General features: G+C 67.5%; 19 protein-coding genes. 10 read left to right on the top strand and 9 right to left on the bottom strand.

Annotated features, from left to right (window positions below):
• The first annotated feature begins 57 nt into the window (after positions 1-57).
• Genes QF777_04005 through menC form a run of 5 tightly spaced genes read left to right on the top strand, consistent with a single transcriptional unit; the run spans position 58 to position 5837 of the window.
• Complete coding sequence (locus QF777_04005) at positions 58-855, top strand: MerR family transcriptional regulator (protein ID MDP6910714.1); 798 nt, start codon at positions 58-60, stop codon at positions 853-855.
• Positions 846-2225: an isochorismate synthase gene (locus QF777_04000; GenBank protein ID MDP6910713.1), complete on the top strand. Its 1380-nt coding sequence runs from the start codon at positions 846-848 to the stop codon at positions 2223-2225. Before QF777_04005 ends, QF777_04000 begins: the two co-directional genes overlap by 10 nt.
• A complete protein-coding gene (menD, locus tag QF777_03995) occupies positions 2222-3997 on the top strand; it encodes a 2-succinyl-5-enolpyruvyl-6-hydroxy-3-cyclohexene-1-carboxylic-acid synthase (GenBank protein ID MDP6910712.1) in 1776 nt (591 codons plus the stop codon). Before QF777_04000 ends, menD begins: the two co-directional genes overlap by 4 nt.
• Entirely contained in the window at positions 3994-4830 is an 837-nt protein-coding gene (gene menH / locus QF777_03990) for a 2-succinyl-6-hydroxy-2,4-cyclohexadiene-1-carboxylate synthase (protein ID MDP6910711.1), read from the top strand. The genes menD and menH overlap by 4 nt, the downstream gene beginning before the upstream one ends.
• Positions 4827-5837 (top strand): o-succinylbenzoate synthase, encoded by a 1011-nt coding sequence (gene menC / locus QF777_03985; GenBank protein ID MDP6910710.1) that lies wholly within the window; start codon positions 4827-4829, stop codon positions 5835-5837. Before menH ends, menC begins: the two co-directional genes overlap by 4 nt.
• 48 nt (positions 5838-5885) lie before the next feature.
• Here the strand turns inward: menC and QF777_03980 are convergent, their stop codons facing one another.
• Together QF777_03980 and QF777_03975 are read right to left on the bottom strand one after the other, a co-directional pair.
• Positions 5886-7238: an alkyl sulfatase dimerization domain-containing protein gene (locus QF777_03980; protein ID MDP6910709.1), complete on the bottom strand. Its 1353-nt coding sequence runs from the start codon at positions 7236-7238 to the stop codon at positions 5886-5888.
• On the bottom strand, positions 7235-8215 hold the full coding sequence (locus QF777_03975; GenBank protein MDP6910708.1) for an alpha/beta hydrolase: 981 nt from the start codon (positions 8213-8215) through the stop codon (positions 7235-7237). The genes QF777_03980 and QF777_03975 overlap by 4 nt, the downstream gene beginning before the upstream one ends.
• An 86-nt stretch (positions 8216-8301) precedes the next feature.
• Here QF777_03975 and QF777_03970 point away from each other — a divergent pair, with 86 nt between their 5' ends.
• Positions 8302-9192, top strand: coding sequence for a glutaminyl-peptide cyclotransferase (locus QF777_03970; protein ID MDP6910707.1), 891 nt, complete (start codon positions 8302-8304; stop codon positions 9190-9192).
• On the opposite strand, the gene QF777_03965 is transcribed toward QF777_03970, so the two are convergent.
• Positions 9193-10743, bottom strand: coding sequence for a site-specific DNA-methyltransferase (locus QF777_03965; GenBank protein ID MDP6910706.1), 1551 nt, complete (start codon positions 10741-10743; stop codon positions 9193-9195).
• A gap of 146 nt (positions 10744-10889) precedes the next feature.
• Positions 10890-11948, bottom strand: a complete 1059-nt coding sequence (locus QF777_03960) for a hypothetical protein (protein ID MDP6910705.1) — start codon at positions 11946-11948, stop codon at positions 10890-10892.
• A gap of 62 nt (positions 11949-12010) precedes the next feature.
• Between QF777_03960 and QF777_03955 the strand changes: the two genes are divergently transcribed.
• The 3 genes from QF777_03955 (at position 12011) to serC (ending at position 16191) form a co-directional block, all read left to right on the top strand.
• A complete protein-coding gene (locus QF777_03955; GenBank protein MDP6910704.1) occupies positions 12011-13639 on the top strand; it encodes an amidohydrolase family protein in 1629 nt (542 codons plus the stop codon).
• Positions 13636-14901, top strand: a complete 1266-nt coding sequence (locus QF777_03950) for a CapA family protein (protein ID MDP6910703.1) — start codon at positions 13636-13638, stop codon at positions 14899-14901. The genes QF777_03955 and QF777_03950 overlap by 4 nt, the downstream gene beginning before the upstream one ends.
• Before the next feature lie 198 nt (positions 14902-15099).
• On the top strand, positions 15100-16191 hold the full coding sequence (gene serC / locus QF777_03945) for a 3-phosphoserine/phosphohydroxythreonine transaminase (protein MDP6910702.1): 1092 nt from the start codon (positions 15100-15102) through the stop codon (positions 16189-16191).
• A 1-nt stretch (position 16192) separates the two neighbouring features.
• On the opposite strand, the gene QF777_03940 is transcribed toward serC, so the two are convergent.
• From QF777_03940 to QF777_03925, 4 genes are read right to left on the bottom strand one after another with little or no spacing between them, the layout of a single operon-like run.
• The gene (locus QF777_03940; GenBank protein ID MDP6910701.1) at positions 16193-17959 is read right to left on the bottom strand and encodes a PEP-utilizing enzyme; all 1767 of its coding nucleotides are present in this window, start codon (positions 17957-17959) and stop codon (positions 16193-16195) included.
• 3 nt (positions 17960-17962) lie between these two features.
• The gene (locus QF777_03935) at positions 17963-18802 is read right to left on the bottom strand and encodes an LLM class F420-dependent oxidoreductase (protein ID MDP6910700.1); all 840 of its coding nucleotides are present in this window, start codon (positions 18800-18802) and stop codon (positions 17963-17965) included.
• 43 nt (positions 18803-18845) lie between these two features.
• Positions 18846-19541 carry a nitroreductase family protein gene (locus QF777_03930; protein MDP6910699.1) on the bottom strand — a complete coding sequence of 232 codons (696 nt, stop codon included), beginning with the start codon at positions 19539-19541 and terminating at the stop codon, positions 18846-18848.
• 28 nt (positions 19542-19569) lie between these two features.
• A complete protein-coding gene (locus tag QF777_03925) occupies positions 19570-20721 on the bottom strand; it encodes a LysM peptidoglycan-binding domain-containing protein (GenBank protein ID MDP6910698.1) in 1152 nt (383 codons plus the stop codon).
• Between the two features lie 183 nt (positions 20722-20904).
• Here QF777_03925 and QF777_03920 point away from each other — a divergent pair, with 183 nt between their 5' ends.
• The gene (locus tag QF777_03920) at positions 20905-22047 is read left to right on the top strand and encodes a hypothetical protein (GenBank protein MDP6910697.1); all 1143 of its coding nucleotides are present in this window, start codon (positions 20905-20907) and stop codon (positions 22045-22047) included.
• A gap of 164 nt (positions 22048-22211) precedes the next feature.
• Here the strand turns inward: QF777_03920 and QF777_03915 are convergent, their stop codons facing one another.
• A complete protein-coding gene (locus QF777_03915) occupies positions 22212-22961 on the bottom strand; it encodes a hypothetical protein (protein ID MDP6910696.1) in 750 nt (249 codons plus the stop codon).
• Positions 22962-23114 lie beyond the last annotated feature (153 nt).

Below are 23114 nucleotides of genomic sequence, written 5' to 3'. Positions count from 1 at the left end.
ATCCAATTTTACAGTGCGAGCATCGACACTCAGAGTAATCACTTCTAGAATAGGTCCGTGGCCGACGTAGACGCTGAAAACGGGAACCCTCCTGCCGGTCTGGCCGTCGACGAGGTGGCGACGACCGCTGGCCTGAGCATCGACACCGTGCGGTACTACCAGCGCCTCGGCCTGTTGGCTCCGCCGGTCCGCAATGGACGACGAGCTGTCTATTCCGACCACCACGTGGCCCGACTGGCCGAGATCCGTCGCCTGGCCGAGGACGGATTCACCTTGGCCCAGATCGGTGTGCTCAGCTCCGAGTCATCTCCCAGCGGAGCCGTCGACGAGCTCCGTCGCCTGGCCGACGACGCTCTGGATCGCAGCCTCTCGCGCTCCGAGGTGGCCGGGCAGGCCGGGGTTCCTGAGGGGCTCATTGCCCTATTGGTCGACAACGGTCTCCTCGCGCCCCTCACCACAGACCCCGATCCCCGATTCGACGAGGGTGCGGTCTCGATGGTGCGGGCCGGTCTGGCCATCAGCGCTGCCGGCGTCCCGCTCGACGAGTTGGTTGCCCTGGCCGCAGACCACGGTGCCAACGTCGACGAGGTGGCCGAGCGTGCCGTCGACCTCTTCGAACGCCACGTCCACCACGGAACAACCGTTACCGGAGAACGGACTGATGCAACCCAGGACCTGGTCGAAGTGGTCCGCTCGTTGCTGCCAGCCGTCACCCGTCTGGTGGCCCAGCACTTCCACAGGACGCTGGTGACCCGAGCCCGCGAGCGGGTGGGAACCGACGCGGGGACCGGGCTGGCCGACGCCCTCCTGGCTGCCGATGCCGACCGGCTGGAGGTGGACGTCCGATGGCGTTGACCGCCAACCCGACGCCCTTTGCAGGGCCGATACGGGCCACCACCGTCGAGGTCCACACCGGACCGGCCACCGACCCGCTGGCCTGGCTGACCGTGGCTCCAAGCGACGACGAGGCGTGGTTCTGGGAGGTCCCTGACGACGACACCTCGTGGGTCGGCCTCGGTTCGGCAGCCGTGCTCGAACTGGACGGTGACTCCCGGTTTCTAGATGCCGCCGAGGCTGCCGCTCGACTCTGGAAATCCGTCCACCTGCGGGCCCCAGACGGCGCCCCACCTCCAAGGATCGCCGGTGGCTTCGCATTTGACGAGCACCTTCCTGAAGCAGCCGTTCCTTTCAGAGAACCCAGCCCCTGGAAGGCGTTTGGAGCCGGCCGGCTGGTCCTACCCGCTGTCCAGGTGGTACGTCGCGCCGACCGCACCTGGGTGACCCGTATCGACAACCACGACCGGCCCACCCCGCTGCTCGACGCCCCGATTCCCACACCGGCAGAACTGGTGGACCCAGCGAAACACGCCGGCCCGGAAGCCCGCGAGCACTACCGCCAACTGGTTCGTCTGGCGCTAGCCGCCATCGACCGTGGTGACCTCGCCAAGGCCGTGCCATGTCGATCCATCCACGTCGACCACCGGCCCGAAACCTCACCGCTGCTGGCCGGCCTGCGTGACACCTATCCGGCGTGCGCCACGCTGGCTGTACGACCAGCTGGAGCCGACACGATCTTCATCGGGGCCACCCCAGAACGTTTGGCCGCCGTGCACGTCGGACACCTCCACACCGCGGCGCTCGCCGGGTCTGCGCCACGAGATGCTGACCCGGCGATCGACGCCGCCCTCGGCCAGGGCCTGCTGACCAGCCCTAAGGAACGCGCCGAACACGACGTAGTCGTCGAGGCCGTCGACCGGGCGTTGGACGGCCTCGGCGTGGCCGACCGCCACCCACGGAATCCGACTCTGCTCCGACTGCACGGCATTCAGCACCTCCATACGCCGATCGACGCTGAACTTCCCGCCGGCGTAGGACTGCTGGACCTGGTGGGCGCCCTCCACCCCACACCGGCGGTGGCCGGCCATCCCGGCGGCCAAGCCGCCCACCTCCGGGCCGCCCACGAGGGCATGGAACGGGGATGGTTCGCCAGCCCGGTGGGCTGGATGGATGCATCGGGTGACGGCGAGTTCCGGGTGGCCCTGCGGACCGGCCTCATCCACGATCAGGGGACCACGTTGTACGCGGGCGCCGGCGTGGTGGCCGGCTCGGATCCCGACCGCGAGCTAGCCGAAACCGACGTGAAGTTGCGAACCCTCCTTGGACTCGTGCTGGCTACTCCGCCATCCGTCAGCGCTGAACCCGGGGCGATGGGGGCCACGCCATGACCCTCCTCCCGGCCGCCGACCCGGTCGCAGTCCAGGCCTGGTGCCGCGCCCTGTTCGCCCAGTTGGTCGAATGCGGGGTGAACCACGTCGCCGCATCGCCAGGATCACGGTCCACACCGATGACGGTGGCCGCCGACCGCACCCCCGGGCTCGAGATGTCGATGCACCTTGACGAACGCTCCGGTGGCTTCTTCGCCCTGGGCTTGGCCCGGGCCACCGACCGTCCGGTAGCCCTGCTGTGCACCTCGGGAACCGCAGCAGCCAACTACCTGCCGGCAGTCATCGAAGCCTTTCATTCCGGGGTGCCGCTCATTGTCCTAACCAGCGACCGACCGGCCGAGCTGCAGGGCGTCGGCGCTCCCCAGACCATTGACCAGGACGGTATCTACGGGACCCACGTGCGTTGGGCAACGACCACCGCGGTGGCCGGAAGCGAACCGGCCGGCGAGGCGGCATCAGTGGCACATCAGGCCGTGGTGCGAGCAACCCGGCCGGCCCCTGGCCCGGTGCACCTCAACGTGCCGCTACGCGAACCGCTGGAGCCCCCCTCGGGCGATCCTTCACAGACTGGCCTGACCTCTGTTGGGTTGCTTCCCCTCCCTCCCGACCGGGTGCCCATCGAGGCAGGCTGCCTTGACGAGTTGGTGGCCGGCAACGACCGCCCCGAGCGGGGCCTCATCGTGGCCGGCCCCATGGACCTCTCGCCCGCCGGCCTCGTCGCCCTGGCCAAGCTGGCCCGCCGGACGGGATGGCCGATCCTCGCTGACCCTGTGTCCGGTGTCCGCCGCGGCGGCCACGTCGCCAACGCCCCTGTGCTGGCCACCGGCGACCACCTCCTACGCTCCTCGTGGGCCGACGACCACCGCCCCGACGTGGTCGTCCAACTGGGGGCTATGCCGACCAGCAAGGGCTACCGCCTGTGGCTGGACCGGGTGGGAGCCGACCGCATTGTCGCCGTCGACCACCTCGGGCGCTTCCCGGATGCTGCGCGCCGGATCACCGACCGGGTGGAAGCCGAGCCGGGTCGTCTAGCCGGGCACCTCCTCAGACATTTCACCGATGACGACCGGACCGAGATCCAGCCAGACACCTGGATGGGCACCTGGCTGAATGCCGAGGCGACCGCCGCGTCCGCCGTGGCAACTCTCGTGGCCGATGCTCCGTTCGACGAGCCCGGCGTGGTGGCCGCCCTTGACGACGCCCTGCCCGACGCGGTCACACTGGTGGTGGGCAACTCCATGCCGCTACGCGACCTCGACGCCTTCCTGCCCGTCGATCAGCGGGAGTGGTCGGTCCGCGGCAACCGGGGCGCCAACGGCATCGACGGACAGGTCTCCACGGCCATCGGCCTGGCAGCCGGCTCGAGCACCCCGACGGTGCTGTTGGCCGGCGACCTCACCGTGCTCCACGACCTTGGTGGACTCACTGCAACCCGACGCCTAGGTGTCGACCTGACGGTGGTCATCGTCGACAACAACGGAGGCGGAATCTTCTCCTTCCTTCCCATCGTCGAACGGGAGCACGTCGACCACCAGCGCCTCTTCCACACGCCCCATGGACTGGACCTCAGCCACGCGGCCCGTCTAGCTGGCGCCACCCTCCACCAACCGGCGGATCGACCGACGCTGGAGGACGCACTAATCCGGTCGGTGGGCGCACCGGGCCTGCACCTCGTCCACGTTCGAACCGATGCCACCACCAACGTCGAACTCCACCGCGAAGCCGCCCGGGTAGCCGACCGTGCGCTCCGAGGCCCAGAGGCGATTGGATGACCGACGAGCTGGGACTCCACGTCGAATTCGAGGGACCTTCCGACGGAGATGCCGAAGGCCGCCCGATCCTGGTCCTCCACGGTTTCACCGGTTCGACAATCACCATGTGGCCCCTGGCCCGACCGCTGTCTGACACCCGGTCGGTGGCGGTGGTCGATCTACCGGGCCATGGCCGTAGCACTACCGTCCGCTCCACCGACGACGCCCAGACCTACGGGTTCGAACACACCGTCGACGCCGTGGCCCAGGTGATCGACCAGCACAACCTTGGACCGACCCACCTGGTCGGCTACTCCATGGGTGGACGGGTGGCCCTCGGCCTGGCGATCCGACACCCCGAACAGGTGACCTCCCTCTCTCTGATCGGGGCGTCCCCAGGATTGTCGGATCCCGTAGAACGGGCGGCACGTCGACGAGCCGACGACGAACTGGCCGACGACCTTCTGGAACAGGGCCTTCCCGCCTTCGTCGACCGGTGGATGGCTAGCCCGCTGTTCGCCAGCCAGAAACGTCTCGGCACCGACTCGCTGGCCGACGCCCGGGCCCAGCGACTGACCAACGATCCAGACGGACTAGCCGCCAGCCTCCGAGGCTCCGGCACGGGCGCCCAGCCGTCGTACTGGCACCACCTGGCGGGCATCGATGTGCCAGTCCTCCTGCTGGTAGGCGACGAGGACCCAAAGTTCAGAGCCATCGCCATGCGTATGGCCGCCGGGTTGGTGCGGTCAGCCATTGAGGTGGTCCCCGAGGCCGGGCACGCAGCCCACCTCGAGCACCCCGACCACGTGGTGGCTGCCATACGGGAGATGCTCGACGAGGTCGACGGGCAATGATCACGGATTTCACCGACCTCGAACCTCCGGACGTCAGGGAGATCGGGGTCGACCGGGTGGCGTTGGCCTACCGCTCCCCCATGGTGACCGCCCACGGCACCATCAGTCAGCGCAACGTCGTGGTGCTGACGCTGGTCGACGCCGAGGGACGTACCGGCCGCGGTGAAGCCGCCCCGCTGACGGCCTTCACCCCCGAGACCGTCGACGGGGCGGAACGGGCGCTCCGGCGCTGGGCCGACGACGGCGCCGAACCCACGGGGAGTCCAACCGCTCGGGCCGCCATCGACGGAGCCCTGCTGGATCTCGCCGCGAAAGCCGCCGAGCGGCCCCTCCATGACCTGCTGGCTCCCGGGAGTCCCGGCGTCGTGCCCGTTTCGAAACTGGTGGTTGGCGCCACTCCAGACGAGGCAGCAGCAGCCGCCGCTTCCGCCGTCGCCCTCGGACACCGAACGGTCAAGGTGAAGGTCGCTGCCGGTCTGTTCGAGGCCGACCTGGCCCGCTTGAAAGCCGTCCGGGACGCCATTGGTGACGCCCGTCTACGGATCGACGCCAACGGTGGTTGGACGATCGACGAGGCCCCCCGTCACCTGGAACGCCTCGCCGACCTAGAGATCGAGTTCGTGGAGGAACCGGTGTCCGGTCTCGACGCCCTGGCAGCCGTCCGGGCCACGTCGCCGATCCCGTTGGCCGTGGATGAGTCCATCACCACCCAGGAGGATCTCGACCGGGCCATCAGTCTGGTCAGCGCCGACGTCGTGGTGCTCAAGCCGTCCGCCATGGGTGGACCGTTGGTGACCGCCGCCGCGGCCCGGACCGCCTCCGAAGCCGGCCTGACCGTCGTGGTGACCTCGCTACTCGAGGGGTCGGTGGGCATCGGTGCGGCGGCCCACCTGGCGTCTGCGCTCGGCGCACTGGACCCGGCACCCGGGCTGGCTACCGCCAGCCTGCTGCACACCGACAACAGCCAGTCGCTGCTGCCGAGACGCGGCGCTCTCCACCTCGATTGATCCCACCCGGGACCAGACAGCGACCACAGCCGAGGCCTGAGTCGAAACTCAACCCAGGGAACCCCGAATCGACGTCGCGATCGAATCCCCGGCCACGTCCTCACCGAGGGCGTCTTCGGACTCACGGGCCGCCGCCGCGTACACGCCCTTGGACATGAGTGACCGTTCGGCGGCCCGCCGGTGCCAGTAGACGTCGGCCCGGGCCCGCTGTGCCCCCTCGTGTTCCGGTTCGGCCGCCACGGCCATCTCCACCAGATGACAGGCCAAACGGACGTCTCCAGCCTCGACCAGAGCCTTCGCCCTGTCCACCAGTGCCTCTACCGAGCCGGCCAGGCCGACCACCTCGGCAGCCACCGCGGCCTCCGGCGCCGGCTTCAGGTTGGCCGCGTTGCCATCCCACCAACCGCCGAACTGCCGATACACGTTTCGCACCACGAACTCCGGTTCGTCGTACTGCGGAGCCAGCCACGGTCGATCAGCCAGATGCTCCGGTACCCGCACCGTGTGGATGATCTCGTCGATGGATGCACCCTCGTTCATCAGGTCCAGCGTCCGGCCCGCCAGGTGCTCGAGTGCTTCAGCGATGTCACCCAGCACGATCTCGACGCGTTCGCGACCGACGATGGGCAACCCGTGGGCCGGATATACCCGCTCCACTCCGACGGCCAGCATGTCGCGCATGGCGGCCGCCCATTCGATGGGGTATCGCTGGACCTTCTGGGGGTTTCCGGCGTTGGGGAACACCCACGACGTGAAGTCCCCCGTCCAGGCAGTGCGACGTTCGGCATCCCAGCCCCAGGCATGATCGTCGGTTTCACCGCGGGCATGGCGCAACTCGAAGGTGCGGTCACCGACGGTGAACGACATGTGGTCACGGAAGGTCTCGTCAGGTTCGGCCACATCGTCGGTCAGGAAACGCGGACCATCACCACCGATGCCCAGATTGGCAGGGTTCCTGATTCCCCCGAACTGGCGACGGTTGATGGCCAGGTTCCAGCCGTTGGTGGCCCGGTACCGCTCGAAACGGGCCGGCACCGCTTCATGGGCCAGAAAGCGGGGGCGGGGGTCGCCTCGGCCCTGTGCGTCGGCCACGAAGGCCCCGCTACCACCCACGTGGTCGACGTGTCCGTGGGTGTAGACGAGGCTCTGCACCGGTCGATCCGTCCACTGTCGTAATGCGGCGACCACCGTCGGCCCGGACTGCACGCCGCTGGCGTCCCAGCACACCAGCCCCTCTCCTGCGTCCACCACCCAGCAGTGAGAGAACGATTCGATGACCGCCACGTCGTCCTCGATCACCGAGAGTTCATGGGTCACCCGGTTGTGGGGCGACTCCGCCATCCCCGAGTCGATGACCCGGTTGGCCACGTCAACAGGATGCATGCTCCGCTGCCCGCTCATTTCATCTCCTCATGCTCGCGTCCGGCCACCACTGGCCGTCCATGTCCCATACCAGCGAGGGCGGCACCCACGAGCTGCTCGGCCCGGGCGGTGTCCTCAAAAAGGCAGAAGTGCCCACCGTCGATCAGTTGCAGGTGGACACCCAGCGCCGCGGCCTGTGCCCGGAACCATTCCGGGTCGAGGTCCGTATGACTGCCGGCCATGACGGCTGTGGGCACCCGCCCGTCGGCGGCCACCCATCGCAGCGCGTCGAATGCCTGCACGGGGCCGTGGCGGTCCGTCGAACCGAAGATCTGGGCCTCGGTCTCTGGGCGACAGGCCAGCTCGACACAGCCGTCGGAGCGGTCCCGGAAGCCCCAACGCACGTACCCGGCCAGCGCCTCAGGAGCCAGTTGGTCCATCGGGGGACGAGAACCGTAGGAGACCAGCACGGCTTCCCGGTCGTCCCAGACGTCACGCCGACGACGGGCCCCCACGGCCAGTGGGTGGTCCCCTCCGTCAGGACCGTTCCGATAGCCGAAGTGCTGCTGTTCTCGGGCCTCCGCCTCGATGGCGATGGCCTCGCAGAGAACGAGAGCGGCCACCCGCTCGGGTGCCACGGCCGCCACCTCGATGCCAACGCCTCCGCCAAAGGAGACCCCGACGAGGGCAAATCGGTCCAGGCCCAGGTGGTCGGCCACGGCCAGCACGTCGAGCGCCATGGCGTCGTTTCCTAGGAGGGCCGACTCGACGACGTCGTCGCTGGCTCCGTGGCCCCGGAGGTCGATCCCCACCACCCGGTGTCGGAATGCCAGCCGGCGGGCCAACGGGTCGTACACGCCGGCACAGAACCCGTTGGGATGGAGGAGAACGACCGCTGGGCCGTCCCCACCCCAGTCCAGCCACGAGGTGCCGATCCCGTCGCGTTCGATGCGCCCGGCCAGCGGGTCGCCGGCGCCGAGATCCCCGGAGACCCGATCCCCGCCGATGGAGCCCATCAGCGGGTCCTACGATCACACCGTCCGGTCATGGATCGCAGTCTGGCCGGACCGCCTTCGGACCGACGAGACGAGGATGGGGAGCCGTGAACCGACACCACCCGATCAGGTGCGCCGCATGGGCCCTGTTGCGGGTGCTCCTGATCCCGGCCATGGGCATGGCCCTGGTCGCCTGCGGTTCGCCGGGCCCCGGGGAAGTAGCCGAGCCGTCATCGGCCGGCGATCCGATCGTCGATCCGGTTCTTCGCCTTGTTCCCCGGGTAGTGGCCACCCACCCACATGACCCGACGGCTTTCACCCAGGGGCTCGAACTGGTCGACGGTCGACTCCTGGAGACCACCGGCCGCTATGGGGAATCGGGGATCCGTGAGGTCGACCGGGCTACCGGACGGGTGCTGCGGTCTACGCTCCTCGACGCCACGTGGTTCGGCGAGGGCCTCACGTCGATCGGCGACGATCGGGCCATCCAGTTGACCTGGAAGGCCGGTCGGGCCGTGGTCTGGGATCTGGCGACTCTCAGCAAGGTGGACGTCCTGACCTATGGCGGTCAGGGCTGGGGGCTCTGCGGCCTCGGCGAGACCGGCCCGGATGGAGCAGCCCACTCGCTGGTCATGTCCGACGGCTCGGATCACCTCACGTTTCGGAACCTCGACCTCGCCCGCAGTGGGGACATTGCTGTGCGGCTCGACGGCCGACCGGTGGAACGCCTCAACGAGTTGGAGTGCGTGGACGGCACCGTGTGGGCCAATGTTTGGCTGACCGACACCATCGTGGCCATCGACCCGTCGACCGGGGCGGTCACCGCGGTGGTCGACGCATCAGGCCTGTTGGCCGACCGATCCACACTGGGCGACGAAGACGTACTCAACGGGATCGCCCACGACCCCGAAACCGGCAGGTTCCTGTTGACGGGGAAACGGTGGCCGGTGCTGTTCGAGGTGGTCTTCGAACCGGTGTCTGACGAACCCGACGGCTGATCAGGTGAAGCGGGCCTCCACCTCGTCCTCCCCCCAGAATCCCGGCAGCGGACGATCGGGGGACGTCTCGGCGTAGTGGCGGAGCCGCTCGGTAGCCGGCCCATCAAACAGTTCCAACACGTCGAACACCCCGTGGCCTCCAGCGGCCCGAAGGGCACGATCGCCCTCGGTTCCCGAACGCGGGAGACGAGGGGTCAACACCAGCAGTCGAGGCCGGCCGTGCGGGCCGTCGGCGGCATGCCCGCTGGACAGGACGTGGGCCCGCCCGAGAGTCCGCCACAACACGTCGGCGCGCCGCATTCCCGCCCGGGCGTTGGTGAACGCTCCTGCCACGTCGACGTACCACTGACGACCCAAATGTCCATCGGTCACCAAGAACGGGAACTGCAGACCTAGGTCGCGGCGGACCGCCGGAGCCTTGACGACCTCGAAACCGGCCTCGAGGAGTGCGGCCTCGGCAATGTCAGCCACCTTCTTGCCCGATGCCGTAGCCCGGTCGAGCGCCTGATCGGGCCCGAGCGCCCCCACCTCTGCGAACAACCCCTCCTGGGCGGCCGTAGCACTGGACAGGTCGGCCCGACGCCACGCTGCGACCGGCTCTTCGGCGAGGCGACGTTGCTCGTCGGCTAGGCGTTGCTTGGCCAACGTCACGTACTCGGGATCCAGGTCAAAGCCCACGCCGCGACGACCGGAGCGGGCGGCCGCCACCAGCGTGCTGCCCGACCCGAGGAAGGGGTCCAGCACCAGGTCGTCCCGGTAGGTGTAAAGGTCGATGAGTCGTCGTGGCAGCTCGACGGGAAAGGGCGCCGGATGGCCCACCCGAGTGGCTTGTTCGGCGTCGATCCGCCACACGTCAAGGGTGGCTTCCATGAACTCGTCGGTGGTGATGGTGCTCTCCGACGGGAGGCCGTCACGGGTCCTGCGGGCAGTCGGCACGGCGCGGTCGAACCGACCCTTGCTGGCGATGACCACCCGTTCGGTCATGTCACGCAGCACCGGGTTGGCGGCCCGCCGGAACGAACCCCAGGCCACCGAGCCGGTCGCCCCCTCGGCCTTCTGCCACACCACCTCGCCCCGGAGCAGCAGCCCCAGTTCGTCCTGCAGGATCCCGATGACGTCGGCCGACAGGCTCCGGTACGGCTTGCGACCCAGGTTGGCCACGTTGACGGCGATCCGGCCGCCCGGCTCGAGCACCCGCACGCACTCGGCGAACACGTCACGCAGCATCCCCAGGTACTCCAGGTAGGAGGACGGCACGCCGTCACGTTCCATCTCCACCTCGTAGTCCTTGCCCACGAAGTAGGGCGGGGAGGTGACCACCAGGGCGACCGATGCATCCGGAATCTGGTGCATATCGCGGGCGTCGCCATTTAGACATCCGTCGCCCAAGTCGGGTGCCCGGACCACCACGTCGTCGTCGGACACGGTCGGCGGGGTGAAGCGGGCGTAGAACGCCGAGGCGTCATGGTTCTCGCGACGTCCCACGCCGAAGCTGGTCGTCGAAGTCGTCGTCGTGGACGGACTCTCGGTCGCGCCGCGCCGTTCAGTCATCAGGTGTCGCCTCCCCATCACTCAGCCCCATCCACCCTCGGGCCGATCTGGACCGTCCATGGTACGCGACCCGCGCGCGCGGACCAATTGCGGTCGACCACCACAGGGAATCGTCCGCCCGTGGGCACAACGTTGACTTCTCGGCCTCAGCCCGCCCAGGCCGCTAAATCTGCCGAAAACGGGTCGCCCATGAGTTGGCCGAACCGGACCCGGGCGTCGACACCCATGGATGCCCAGTCGTAGATCGAACCGCCGATCGCCCCCTCGCCAACCAATGCAGCCACAAAAGGTTCGAGGTCGTCGATCGACGTCAACGGTTCACCGGGGTCCACCACCGCCGTCCCGTCGGCCGCCCCGATACCGCCAATGGCGTGCACGACGGCGCCCGGGTCGCCCAGGTCAGCTCGCAGCCGACGAATGTTGTCCGTCGTGTAGAATGCCGGGTCTGCATGCTCCTCGGTCCGGAACGACCAGTAGCCCATGGGCAGCCAGACGTCGTAGCGGCCGGCCAGTTCGACCCACGGAAAGCCGGGCCAGTACGCCAGATTGATCTCGTCGGTGATGACCGGTGGCATGACGATCGCCCCCAGCGGATCGTCGCCCACCGTTCGTCGCAGCCGATCCGACAGGTCGACCAGCCGATCCGACCGTTCAATGGCCCCCAGGTCGTCTCGGTTCCACTCGATGTCCACCGCGATCCCTGCGAACCGCCGTCCCAGCACGGTGAAGCGGTCCAGAGCCAGGAGGCGCTCAAGGTCCTCGTCGTCAGCAGTCCACTTGGGTAGGTACCAGGCAACGACCGCCACGTCGGCGGCATCGCCGGCCAGGAGGAAGCCGGCCAGTAGCCACGGGTCGGCGACGAGGCCCACGGCACGACGGTCCGACCTCGACGCCTGGATAAACAGGGTGCGGACACCGGTCTCGGCCATGAGAGCCAGATCGGTCGGCACCACCGTCAACTTCCCCGGTGCATAGGCCGGATCGAAGTCGTAGGCGTCGGCCCACGTACCGGTTCCACGGTAGGGATCGAGGTTGCGTGCCGGGGCGGGTTCGACGACCAGTCGAGCACTGACGACAGCCAATGGTCGACCGGTCACCCAGTGGTCGGACCCGCCTCGTTCCAGCCCGGCCACCACGGTCAGGGTCACCACCAGCAGGCCGGTCCCCAGCAGGAGCCCGACGCGTCGTAGCGTCCCGTCGACCACACGGCCACGGTAGCCACCGCCTGGACCCGGTCCGGGGCGGCCCACCACTAGCGTCTGGCTCCGTGGACGAGGCTGCCGACGACCCGCACCCCGACCCGTACCCGGATTCCGACTTGCGGCCCCAAGCAGTGGGCAGACGGCGAGTCGTCCTCGGCATCGGTTTCGGCGGCGCCCTCCTTGCGCTTGGTCGGCGGCTTCCGGGCAGACCAGATGGTGGGGCAACCGCCGTTGGCCCGACCACCATTCCGGCGGTTCCTCGCTCATCCACCAGCCGGCCCCCGGAACCACCGACATCGTCGACCGTTGGGGCTGATGAGACCACCACCACGGTCGATACCCACCGCTACGACCTGGTGGTTGCCGGCGGGCGGGTCATCGACCCGGAGACCGGGTTCGACGCTGTGGCCCACGTGGGCATCGACGGCGACACCGTGATGACCGTGGCCACCACACCGCTGGTTGGCCGTTCAACCCTGAACGCCACGGGACTGGTGGTCGCTCCCGGCTTCATCGACATCCTTTCCTACCCCGTGAACGGTTACGGAGAATGGAACAAGATCGCCGACGGGGTCACCTCCAACCTCTGCATGCACGGCATCAATGACCCAATGGACGCATTCCTGTCGCGCTCGTCTACCCACCGGCCGCCGGTCAACTACGGCGGCGCCACCGACCAGTACAGCCACCGGGCAGCCATCGGTGCGGGCATCGACTACGCCACCGATCGCCATCTCGACGAGTTGATCCGACGAGCCGACGCTGACCTACGAGGGGGCGCACTGGGCATCCACGAACAACCGGAATACGTCCCCGGCGTCACCCTCGACGAGATGCTCCGTCACGGCGACCTCGCCGCCTCCCACGGCGTACCCCTCTGCCTGCACCTCCGGTACTCGGAGAACCTGGAACCGGGAACCCAGGAGGAGGCCATTGCCGAGGCGGTCACCGTGGCACGGCGAACGGGCTGTGCCGTCCACATCGAGCACGTCAACTCGACCGGCGGCACCGGGCGGATGGCCGAGGCGATAGCCCAGATAGAAGCCGCGCGGGCCGACGGGCTGGCCCTGACAGCCTGCTCCTACCCCTACACCTTCTGGGCCACCTACGCGAACAGCGCCCGGTTCGACAACTTCCGGGAGAAGTACGGCATCACGGTGGCCGACCTCCAGATCGCGGCCACGTCCACGCGCCTTGACGAGGCTGGCTGGCAAGCAGCTCGGAAGGACAACCTTCTCACCGCGGCGTTCGCCATGTCCGACGACGACATCGAACTGCCGCTCACCACCCCCTGGATCATGGTGGGGTCCGACGCCATCCTCGAAAGGCCCCACAACAACCATCCCCGGGCATCGGGCTGTTTCAGTCGGGTGCTGGGCCACTACGTGCGCGACCAGGGCGTACTGACGCTGCCTGAGGCATTGGCCAAGATGACCATCCTCCCGGCCCGACTGCTGGAGGGTTCCAGCCCGGCCATGGCCCAACGGGGCCGCCTCTCGGCCGGAGCGGCAGCCGACGTGACCGTCTTTGACCCGGCCACCATTTCCGACCGTGCAACCATTGAGAAGACGTGGCTGGAGTCGGTCGGTGTCCACCACGTGGTGGTCAACGGACAGGTTGTTCGGGAGGCCGGTACCACCAACCGGTCAGCGCGTCCCGGCGTGCCTCTCGTGAGCCAGGTCGACGCCGGGTGAGCGAACCCGTCCACCCTCTGTTCCGTTCCGAACGGCGACTGGCCTGGCGGCTCCAGGTCGTCACCATGGTGGCCCTCCTAATACTCCTCGTGGCTGACCTCGTGGACAGCGGCGACCCGGAACCGTCGGCCCTGATCGAGGCCCCGGTTGAAACACCGGTCAACAGCACGGTTCCTGCTGCCGGGTCAAGCGCCGTGACCTCAACCAACGGCACCGATGAGGTCGAACCGACGAGTACCGCCCCGACGCCGCTGTCGTTCACGCTGGTGGCAACCGGGGACATCATCAGCCACGGTGCAGTAGCTGAACGGGCCGCCAGAGAGAACGCATGGGACTTCACTCCCCTGTTCGCACGGATTCGCCCGATCATCAGTGGTGCAGACCTGGCCCTCTGTCATCTCGAGAGCCCGTTGTCGATGGACGACCAGGACCTCAGCTTCCGAGGCACGTTCCGGGTGCCGTCATCGCTGGCCGACGCCATTGCCGACGCCGGCTATGACGGCTGCTCACTCGCGTCGAACCACGCTCTGGATTCGGGTCCATCCAGCGTGACGGCCACTCTTCACCACCTACGGCGGGTCGGACTGGCCACCGCCGGCATGGCCGACACAGAGGACGCCAACGGGCCAGCCTGGTTCAATCCCGGCGGCCTCCGGGTGGCCCACCTCTCGGTCACCGACCTCATCAACGGCCGGGACCTTCCCGTGGACCCACCATGGATGGTCCCCCACCTCGACGTGGACCGGGTGATCGACGAGGCGGCGGCGGCCCGATCCGGCGGTGCCGACTTCGTGGTCGTCAGCGTGCACTGGGGCGAGGAGTACCGGGCCGACCCCACGGACCGACAACGCTCGGCAGCTGAACGTCTGCTAGCCGCCCCCGAGGTCGACCTGGTGCTCGGGCACCACGCCCACGTCGTCCAGCCGGTAGTCCGACGTGGTGGCGACGCTGTGGCGTTCGGACTGGGCAATCTGCTCACCAACCAGCCCGGCGACGAGACCAACCCTTGCAGTTCTTGCCCACCCGAAACCCAAGACGGCCTCATCGCCTGGTTCCAGGTCACCGAGACGGCTGATGGCGCCCAAATCACCGACCTGGGCTATGTCCCGACGTGGGTTGATCGGGAAACCACCCACGAGGTGGTGCCCATCGGAATCAACGAACCCGATCTGGCCGATCCCGACATGCTGGCCGACTCGGCCGCCCGGACCGCCGCGGTGGTCGAACCCGTCCTGCGTCGCCTCACGTTCATCACCGGCTGATACCTACCACCCTTTGACCCAGATCACCGGTCGACCGGGTCACGCCAACGAGCGGCCCGGGGCCGACCCCTCTCCCCCCGCCGAAACCACTCAAGTAGGATGGGCTAGTCCATTCAGGCCCTGTCCCCTCACGGAGACATCTACCGACGACCTCGTGTCCGCTACGGCCGGCCCGGGCTCGACCAAGGGAGAACCCCGATGACCACGTCCACCCGTGTCCACAACTTCTGCGCGGGCCCGTGCACCCTTCCGGTGTCGGTCCTCGAAGAGGTGCGTGACGAACTCCTCGACTTCGACGGCACCGGCATGTCGATCATCGAAGCCAGCCATCGCGCCCCGGCCTACGACGCCGTCCACATGAACGCCCTGGCCGACTTCCGTTCGTTGGCTTCGGTGCCCGACGAGTTCTCCATCCTGTTCCTGCAGGGCGGCGCCTCGTTGCAGTTCGCCCAGGTTCCGATGAACCTGCTGGCCGACGGCGAGACGGCCGGCTACGTGAACTCCGGCACCTGGGGCAAGAAGGCCCTCGGCGACGCCCGCAAGGTCGCTCCTGTGTACGAAGCGTGGACCGACGCCGAGGGCGCTTTCGACCGCATGCCGGGCACAGACGAGATCGAGGTAAGTGACGGCAGCCGTTACCTCCACCTAACCAGCAACGAGACCATCGGCGGCATCCGATTCCCCGAGTTGCCGTCGGCGAACGTACCGCTGGTGACCGACATGAGCTCGGACTTCCTGAGCCGCCCCATCGACTGGGACGTCCACGACCTCGTGTACGGCGGCGCCCAGAAGAACCTCGGGCCCGCCGGTCTGGCTGTCGTGATCGTCCGGAAGGATCGGCTGTCGAGCCACGGCCGCGACCTGAGCTCCTACCTCGACTACGCCACCCATGACTCCAACGACTCAATGGCCAACACGCCCCCCATGTTCGCCATCTACGTCATGGGCAAGGTGCTTCGCTGGATGCAGACCGAGGGCGGTCTGGCCACCTTCGAGCAGCGGGCCGCAGAGCGAGCTTCAATCCTCTACGGAGCCATCGACGGGAGCGACGGGTGGTACGCCTGCCCGGTCGACGAGGCCAGCCGATCACAGATGAACATCGTGTTCCGCCTGCCCGACGAGGACCTGGAGGAGCGGTTTGTGGCCGAGGCCGCCGACGCCGGCATGGTGAACCTCAAGGGCCACCGCAGCGTGGGTGGTATCCGGGCCAGCGTCTACAACGCCCTCCCGGTGGACAGTGTCCGGATGCTCGTCGACTTCATGGACGGGTTCCGCTCCGCCCACGGCTGACTTAGTCGTCGCCCAGAATCCGAATCGTCCCGGCGGCACCGTCGACCTCGATCAATGTGCCGTCGAGAATGGCGGTGGTCGCTCCGGTGGCGGCCACCACGCACGGCAGGCCCAGCTCACGCGACACGATCACCGCGTGGCTCATCTGCCCGCCAACGTCGACCACCACGGCCTCCACGGGCACGAACAACGGTGTCCACGACGGATCGGTCAACGGTGCCACCAGGACGTCACCCGGTCCTAGGTCGCCGGGGTCTGACGGGTCGGTGACCACCCGTGCCCGCCCTCGGGCCACGCCGGGTGAGCCGCCCGTGCCGGTGAGGATGGTTCCCGGCGCCAGCACCTCGACGGTCGTCGCATCTGCACGTCGCCGCCAGGTGTCCGTCGGTGGGAGTCGGCCGGTGAAGGAAAACGGCGGTTCGAGCGCCTCCAGCTGATTTCGGATGGCCCGTCGTGCGGACACCACATCGACGAACGCCTCGGGCTCGGCCCGGTAGGCGGGGGCCTCGTCAAGGGTCACGAAGAACAGGTCATCATGAGCCACGCCGGGATGGCGTTCGGCCAGGCGGCGGCCGAGTTCCCGGAGTCGGAGTCGACCCTCGTGGATGGCCTCCACCAGAATCGTCTTGCACCGCTCCCGGCCCCGGGTGCGAACCACCGTGCATCGCAGCCCCCGGTCAAACAGCCATCGCTCGTGGCGGCGGACACGGCGCCGGGCCGCTGCCACCGCATCTTCACGGTCCGTCGCCCGTCGAGCCCCCCGGACACCCGGAGAATGGTCATTGTCGGCATGGCGTATGCGGTCGATGAGGGCCAACGGCAACGCCGGCTTTGTCCCCCACACGTCACAGCCCATCTCCCACTCGTTGGGGCCGCGGGCACCGTGTCGAGCGAGAAACCCGTTAAAGGCCGCCAGGAAATCCACCGCTGCGGCATCGCCGAGAAGCCGAGTCTCGAGGCCATCGAGCCCCTCGTCGAAGTGGGCGGTCAAACGGGGATCACCTCGTACCAGGCGTCCGAGATCCCAGAGGGCATCGGAAGGAACCGCCGAATCCACGTCGCCCAGTCCGCCAAGCAGGACCATCAGGTCCTCGCCATGGCGACCCGCTGTCCGTCGCAAGGCGTCGAGACCGATTCCAGTGCCCCCGGTGATCGAGAGGTGGAGGGCGAAGATCCGGCTGATCATTGGGAGCATCTGCGCCGTCTCGTCGAACAACTCGTCGTCGGAGGCCTCGCCGATCGGTGTGAGGCCGGCCCTCCAGGTGGCGATCTCGGCCGCCGCATCGTCCAACGCCGGGAGGTCCGGGTTGGCCAACACCCGCCAGCCGTACCGGAGGCCGCGCACCGTGGCGCTCCAGTTCCGGTCGCGACGGTCCGCTACGTGCTCGGGGGCCAGTCCCTCTGCCCCCAGGAACGGTGCATCGGCATCGTCGATGGATGTTCCGGGCGTCCGGATGGCCACCACCCGGGTGACTGAAAGATTGATGTACGTGTAACCACCGAACACACCCATGAAGACATCGGCATCCTCGTCGCACTCAGCGTCGGTGAGCATCCCGGTGGATCGCAGAAAGTCACCCGTCGAATCCCCGGCCAACGCCTTGGCCATGGCAGAGGTAAGCGGAAAGACCGGCTGCGGATAGACCTCGCCGGCGTTTCCACGGGTGTAGACCGGAAACCGTCGGCTCGGCGTCCCGTGTACGTAGGGCCCCAGTCCGAAGTCAGCCAGTTCGCCCTGAGCGTCCCCTTCCATGTGCTGCCGAGCCACCGGTCAGACCTTGAGGAACCGCATGTAGGCGTCGAGTACCGGCAGGACCTCGTCGCGACCGGCGGACGGAACACGGAGCACCGTCTCGGTGATACCGAGCGACGCGTAGTGCTCCAACTTCCCTGATTCAGGAATGGTGCCGATGGGGATGACCGCCAGGTCCGCCACGTCCCGTCCCACCTCGTCGCAAATCACCCGGAGCGCCTCCATTCCTGCCTGCAGACCAGATCCTCCAATGGGTAGCCAGCCGTCGGCCCAGGCCGCCACCTCGGCGAGCAGGCGGGGTCCTCCCCCGCCGCCGATCAGGACCGATGGCCCGGGCCGCTGGACGGGTACCGGCCACGACCAGCAGGGGTCGAAGTCGACGAACTCGCCGTGGAACTCCGCTTCCTCGTCAGCCCACAGGCTTCGCATAGCGGCCACGTGTTCACGCACCCGGGCCCGGCGGGTGACGAAGTCGACCCCGTGGTCGGCCATCTCCTCCCGGTTCCATCCAAAGCCCACACCGCACACCGTGCGGCCGGCCGACAGGCAGTCCACGCTGGCCACGGCCTTGGCGAGATTGATCGGGTGATGCTGGGCGGCCAGCGACACGCCGGAACCCAGCCGGATCCGCCCGGTGACGGCTGCCGCTGCCGCGAGGGAGATCCAGGGGTCGGGTGACCGCGCGTACTCGTCAGCCAACTCGGATTCACCGTCCGGAGCCGAGGTGAGCCGGTTGGTCGGAATGTGGGTGTGTTCAGGCACCCAGAGCGACGAGAAGCCCCGCTCCTCTGCCGCCAAGGCAAGATCACGAACATCCATTGACCGGTCGGTTAGGTGGATGGTGATGCCCAGTTCCATCAGATCGTTCCCATCGGCCAGTCGCCCTGTCGCCGGTGCCCGGTCAGGCGGTGAGCGGTGGCCCGTCGAACCGGTCGATGGTCGTGAAGTTCTCCACCGGCCGTCTGGAGAGTTTCGTGAGTTGCCTGACGGGTTCGCCGAGGGGCACCATGGCTGCCACCGCGTGATGTTCGGGCAGCCCCAGGAGGCTTCGCACCTCATCCTCGGCGGGCACCACGGCGGTGGTAACCACGCCGGCCAGGCCTTCCGTGCGGGCCGCTAGAAGGATGTTCCAGACCAATGGGTACACCGATGCACCAGTGACCACGCCGACCCGGTCGAGGTCCTTGTCCATTGACGCCACGACCGACAGGTCCACGGTGACGACGAGGACCACCGGCACCTCGCCGAGGCGTTCGAACAGACCCGGGGGGCCCGTGGGGGTCGAGTCGTCGCCTGCCATCACCACCTCGGGGTCGACCGCAGATTCGACGACGGCATTGAACGGCGTCTCGCCCGCGGCGCCCTGTGCCGCATAGAGGCGCATGGTCGGACCGCAAAGTTCGCCAAGCCGTTGGCGCAGGGCGCGGTCCCGGACCACGACCACGTGCGAACCCTGCCGGTTGCCGCCTGACGGAGCGAAGCGGGCCGCGTCCAAGATCCGGTGGAGCTGGTCGTCGGCGACCGGAGCATCTGTGAAGTCCCGACACGAGAACGTGGTTCGCATCGCCTCGAGGAGGTTGGTCTCTTCAATACCCATGACCGAAAACTAGGCGGTAGACCTCCGGCTATTCGATGCGGGAAACCGGGCCGTCCTCAGCCCAGAAGCCGTCCAGAGACCGGTATGGGATGGTGATCGACACGGTGTTGCTGCCGTGGCCACCAATGGAGCCTGGAGCGAAGGACAGCACCAGCCCCCCGTGGGTGAGGTTGAATCGCTCAAAGTTGCCCGACTCAGATGATGCGCCGACGACCCGGCGCTCGTCGGTCCACGGTTCCCGGGCCAATCGGCTGATGGCCTCGACGGACACCGCTGCAACCCAGTCGGTCATCGGGTCGAAGAGCTCAGCCACGGTGATCGGACGGCCGGTTTCCAGGTCGAACGTTTCGGTGCGGATCTCCTCCTCGACAGCCGATGCACCCGGCATCAGGCGTCGTACGACGTCTCGGACGCTGAAGAGTTCGTCGGTAGCCAACAGCACCTCCTGACGATGTTGGAGCCAGGCACACCGGCCATGGGAGCCGTCACGGCAGGCAAAGCCGTGGCGTTCCACCTCGTTGGCCACGTCCTCGGCGAACCCCCCGACCGAGGCCTGGACGAGTCCCCGAATCCGACCGTTCACGCGGGGTGCCTCGTCGGGGCCCTCGAGGCGTTTCCAGTCCGCGAAGACCTCGATTATGCCGGGGCCGCCGATCTGGGCGCCGTCAGGACCGAATGCTGGAACGCCCGTATCGACCTCGCAGTAGACGGGCTCGAGAAGCACCGTTGGGCCGTCGTATTCGGGCTCGGTCTCGAGTCGCTGGGCCGGGACAACCAGGATCTGACCGACCTGAAGGCGATTCGGATCCGATATTCCGTTGGCCCGCATGAACTGGTCCACGGTCCGATCGAAGCGTGCCGCGATCTTGCCGAGACTGTCGCCCGATTCGACGGTCACCGTCCGGGGCCCCTCCTCCTCGTCCGTCGAAGCCCCCCGCACGTCGACCGAGGCGACACAGGCATCCAGTGCTGTACGCATCTCCGGCAGGTCACGGTGAGTCCATCCGGCCACGGAGAGGCCCCCCACCGTCGTGGTGGTTGCCGAACCGGCGAACAGTTCACCCACTGTCGTGGCCGGCGGCGCCGCTCCTCCTCCGCCGCCGCCACAGGCCGATACTGCGACGACGAGCAGCAAGCCGATGCCGCCTGTCGGAGCGGCTACCCGGAAGGGAAATCCCATAGGTCGTCGATGGTAGGGGCAGCGTGACAGGTGAAATGCCGCGGACTGAACCCAACCAGATGTCTAGCCGGACGTCAGCCGGGCCCCAGATGGCCCATGACGATGCCGGTGCGGTAGCCACATGGGCGCCGAGGTCACCATCAGCGCCATTTGACACCGGCACCCGGCGTAAAGTCGCGGGCAATGCGACCGCCGACCCGCTCGCTTGTGGGATGCGTGCTCCTGAGCGGTGTTCTCGGAAGCATCCACGCGTACAGCCTGTTCATCGAGTCCTTCGAGTCCGATCTCGGCGTTGGACGCGGCGAGGCGGGTGCCCCCTACTCCGTAGCCCTGGCCAGCCTCACCGTCGTTGTATTAGTCAGCCACCTGTTGTTCCGGCTAGTACCAGGCCCTCTGGTTGTCCTGATCGCTTCAGGAGGGGCTGCCATCGGACTGCTGCTTGCTGCGTCAGCCAACTCCCTGGCTGGCGTTGTCCTTGGGTACGGCGTTGTCTTCGGTGCGTTTAACGGCCTCGGCTACGCCTTCTCGCTCCAGCGGGCCTCTGAGTCGAACCCGGACCGTCGCGGATTCGCCCTCGGCCTTGTCACTGCGGCCTACGCCCTCGGTGGCGCATCCACCGCGCTGGTCCTCGACAAGCAGGTCGCTGCAAGTGGCGCTACCAGTGGCCTTCGCTGGCTCGCCGTTGCCATAGCTGTGACCGGGATCGTCACCTCTGTCCTACTCACCAACAACGACTCTCCGGTACATGGATCGCCCGCTCGCCTCTCGAGTGCGAATCTGCGCATACTCGCGCCTCTCTGGACGGCCTACCTGCTCGCTGTGCTTGCCGGTCTGATGGCACTCGGACATGCCGCTGCCATCGTTGACGACGCTGGTGGCCCAGGTGGCGCCGCTGTCGTGGCCGCCGGACTGGCAAGCGCTTCAGGAGGCCTATGGATCGCGCTTGTCGCCGACCGAACGGCGACGGACCGTCTGCTACGCCTACTGCCACTCGGATCGGCCGTTGTGCTCGTCATCGCTGCCGTGGTGTCTCATGGTGTCGTCCTGATGGTCTCCGTAGCCGGGATTGCTTTCACCTACGGAGCGCTAATAGCTATCTACCCTCTCGCTGTTGCCCAGAGATTCGGTCAGGACGGTTACTCCCGGGCCTACGGCCGCGTCTTCACCGCCTGGGGAACTGCTGGTTTAGTCGGGCCCGTGGGGGCCGGCCATCTATTCGAAGTGACCGGTTCCTACCGGATCCCCATGTTTATGGCCGCTGTAGCGGCCATAGGTTCAGCTGTCGTCGCTCGACAGTTATCCGTCGACAAGAAGTGGGACTCCTAGTAGATCGCCATCAGTTCGGCGATGACGACCAGAGCCAGAATGACGAAGACGACTTCACGCATCATTCAGAACGGAGCCACCGCGTAGGTCCGGACCAGGTTGCTCGACGCAACCTCGCCATCCACGCCCCTTGGTTCGACGGCGAAACCGTTAAAGCAACGGTTTCAGGGCATCACACGGTCAGTGACGTCCACCAAGTCGGCATCCACCCATCCCGCGGCAACCAACTCATCCACAATGGCCACTGCGTAGCGCCATGCACCGAGCGCCTCCAGGTGGACATTGGGCGGCGGCTCTCGTAGTTCGCCTCGACCATCGACACATCCCGGCTCAAAAACCTCGCAGGGGGCCGACTGGACGAACTGGCCATCCGGGGTCAGCGCCGGCCAGGTGGAAAAGAAGCGGACCAGCCCACCAGGATGTCTGGCGGGCATCGAACGGTAGATCTCGCCGGTCCCCGATCGGTAATCGCCACGGCTAACCGGTTGGTCCACCAAGAGCACACGGCTCCCGGTCCGCGACGCCAACTCCAGTACGTACTCGGTGTCGGCCAAATACTTGGCCGTGTAAGCCTCACCGGTTAGCGGAAGGCCGGCAGCGTCGGCCATGCACGGCGTGATGCCGTTCCCGCCGTGGTCGACGATATAGAGGTGCGGCTGCCACGACTCGAGGTACTCCAGGCCCATTTCGCCTCGGATGTCGGCAAACCAATCGCAGAGCGCCGTTCCCCACAGGTGTCGATGTTCGATGGTGGCCGCCTCACTCAGAATCCATTCGAGGTACGGCGCTACCTGGTCGGTAATGGAGTCTCCGGCCAAGACAACCCGGAGCAGTTCGTTGGCCTCAAGGTCAATCGGGGTGGCCGGAGCTTCTAATACAACAAGGGTGGTCGAAGGAATCTCAGCGGCGGGCACAACAGTCGTTGCACCAGACGCAACGGTCGTCGAAGGAGCAGTCGCAGGAGCAACGGTCGTCGAAGGAGCAGTCGTAGAAGCAACGGTCGTCGAAGGAGCAGTCGTAGAAGCAACGGTCGTCGAAGGAGCAGTCGTAGGAGCGACGGTCGTCGA

The sequence above is a fragment of the Acidimicrobiales bacterium genome, assembly GCA_030747595.1.
Lineage (GTDB): Bacteria > Actinomycetota > Acidimicrobiia > Acidimicrobiales > MedAcidi-G1 > UBA9410.
The sequence above is the reverse complement of the archived record's forward strand: the minus strand, read 5'-3'. Positions and strand labels throughout refer to the sequence as shown.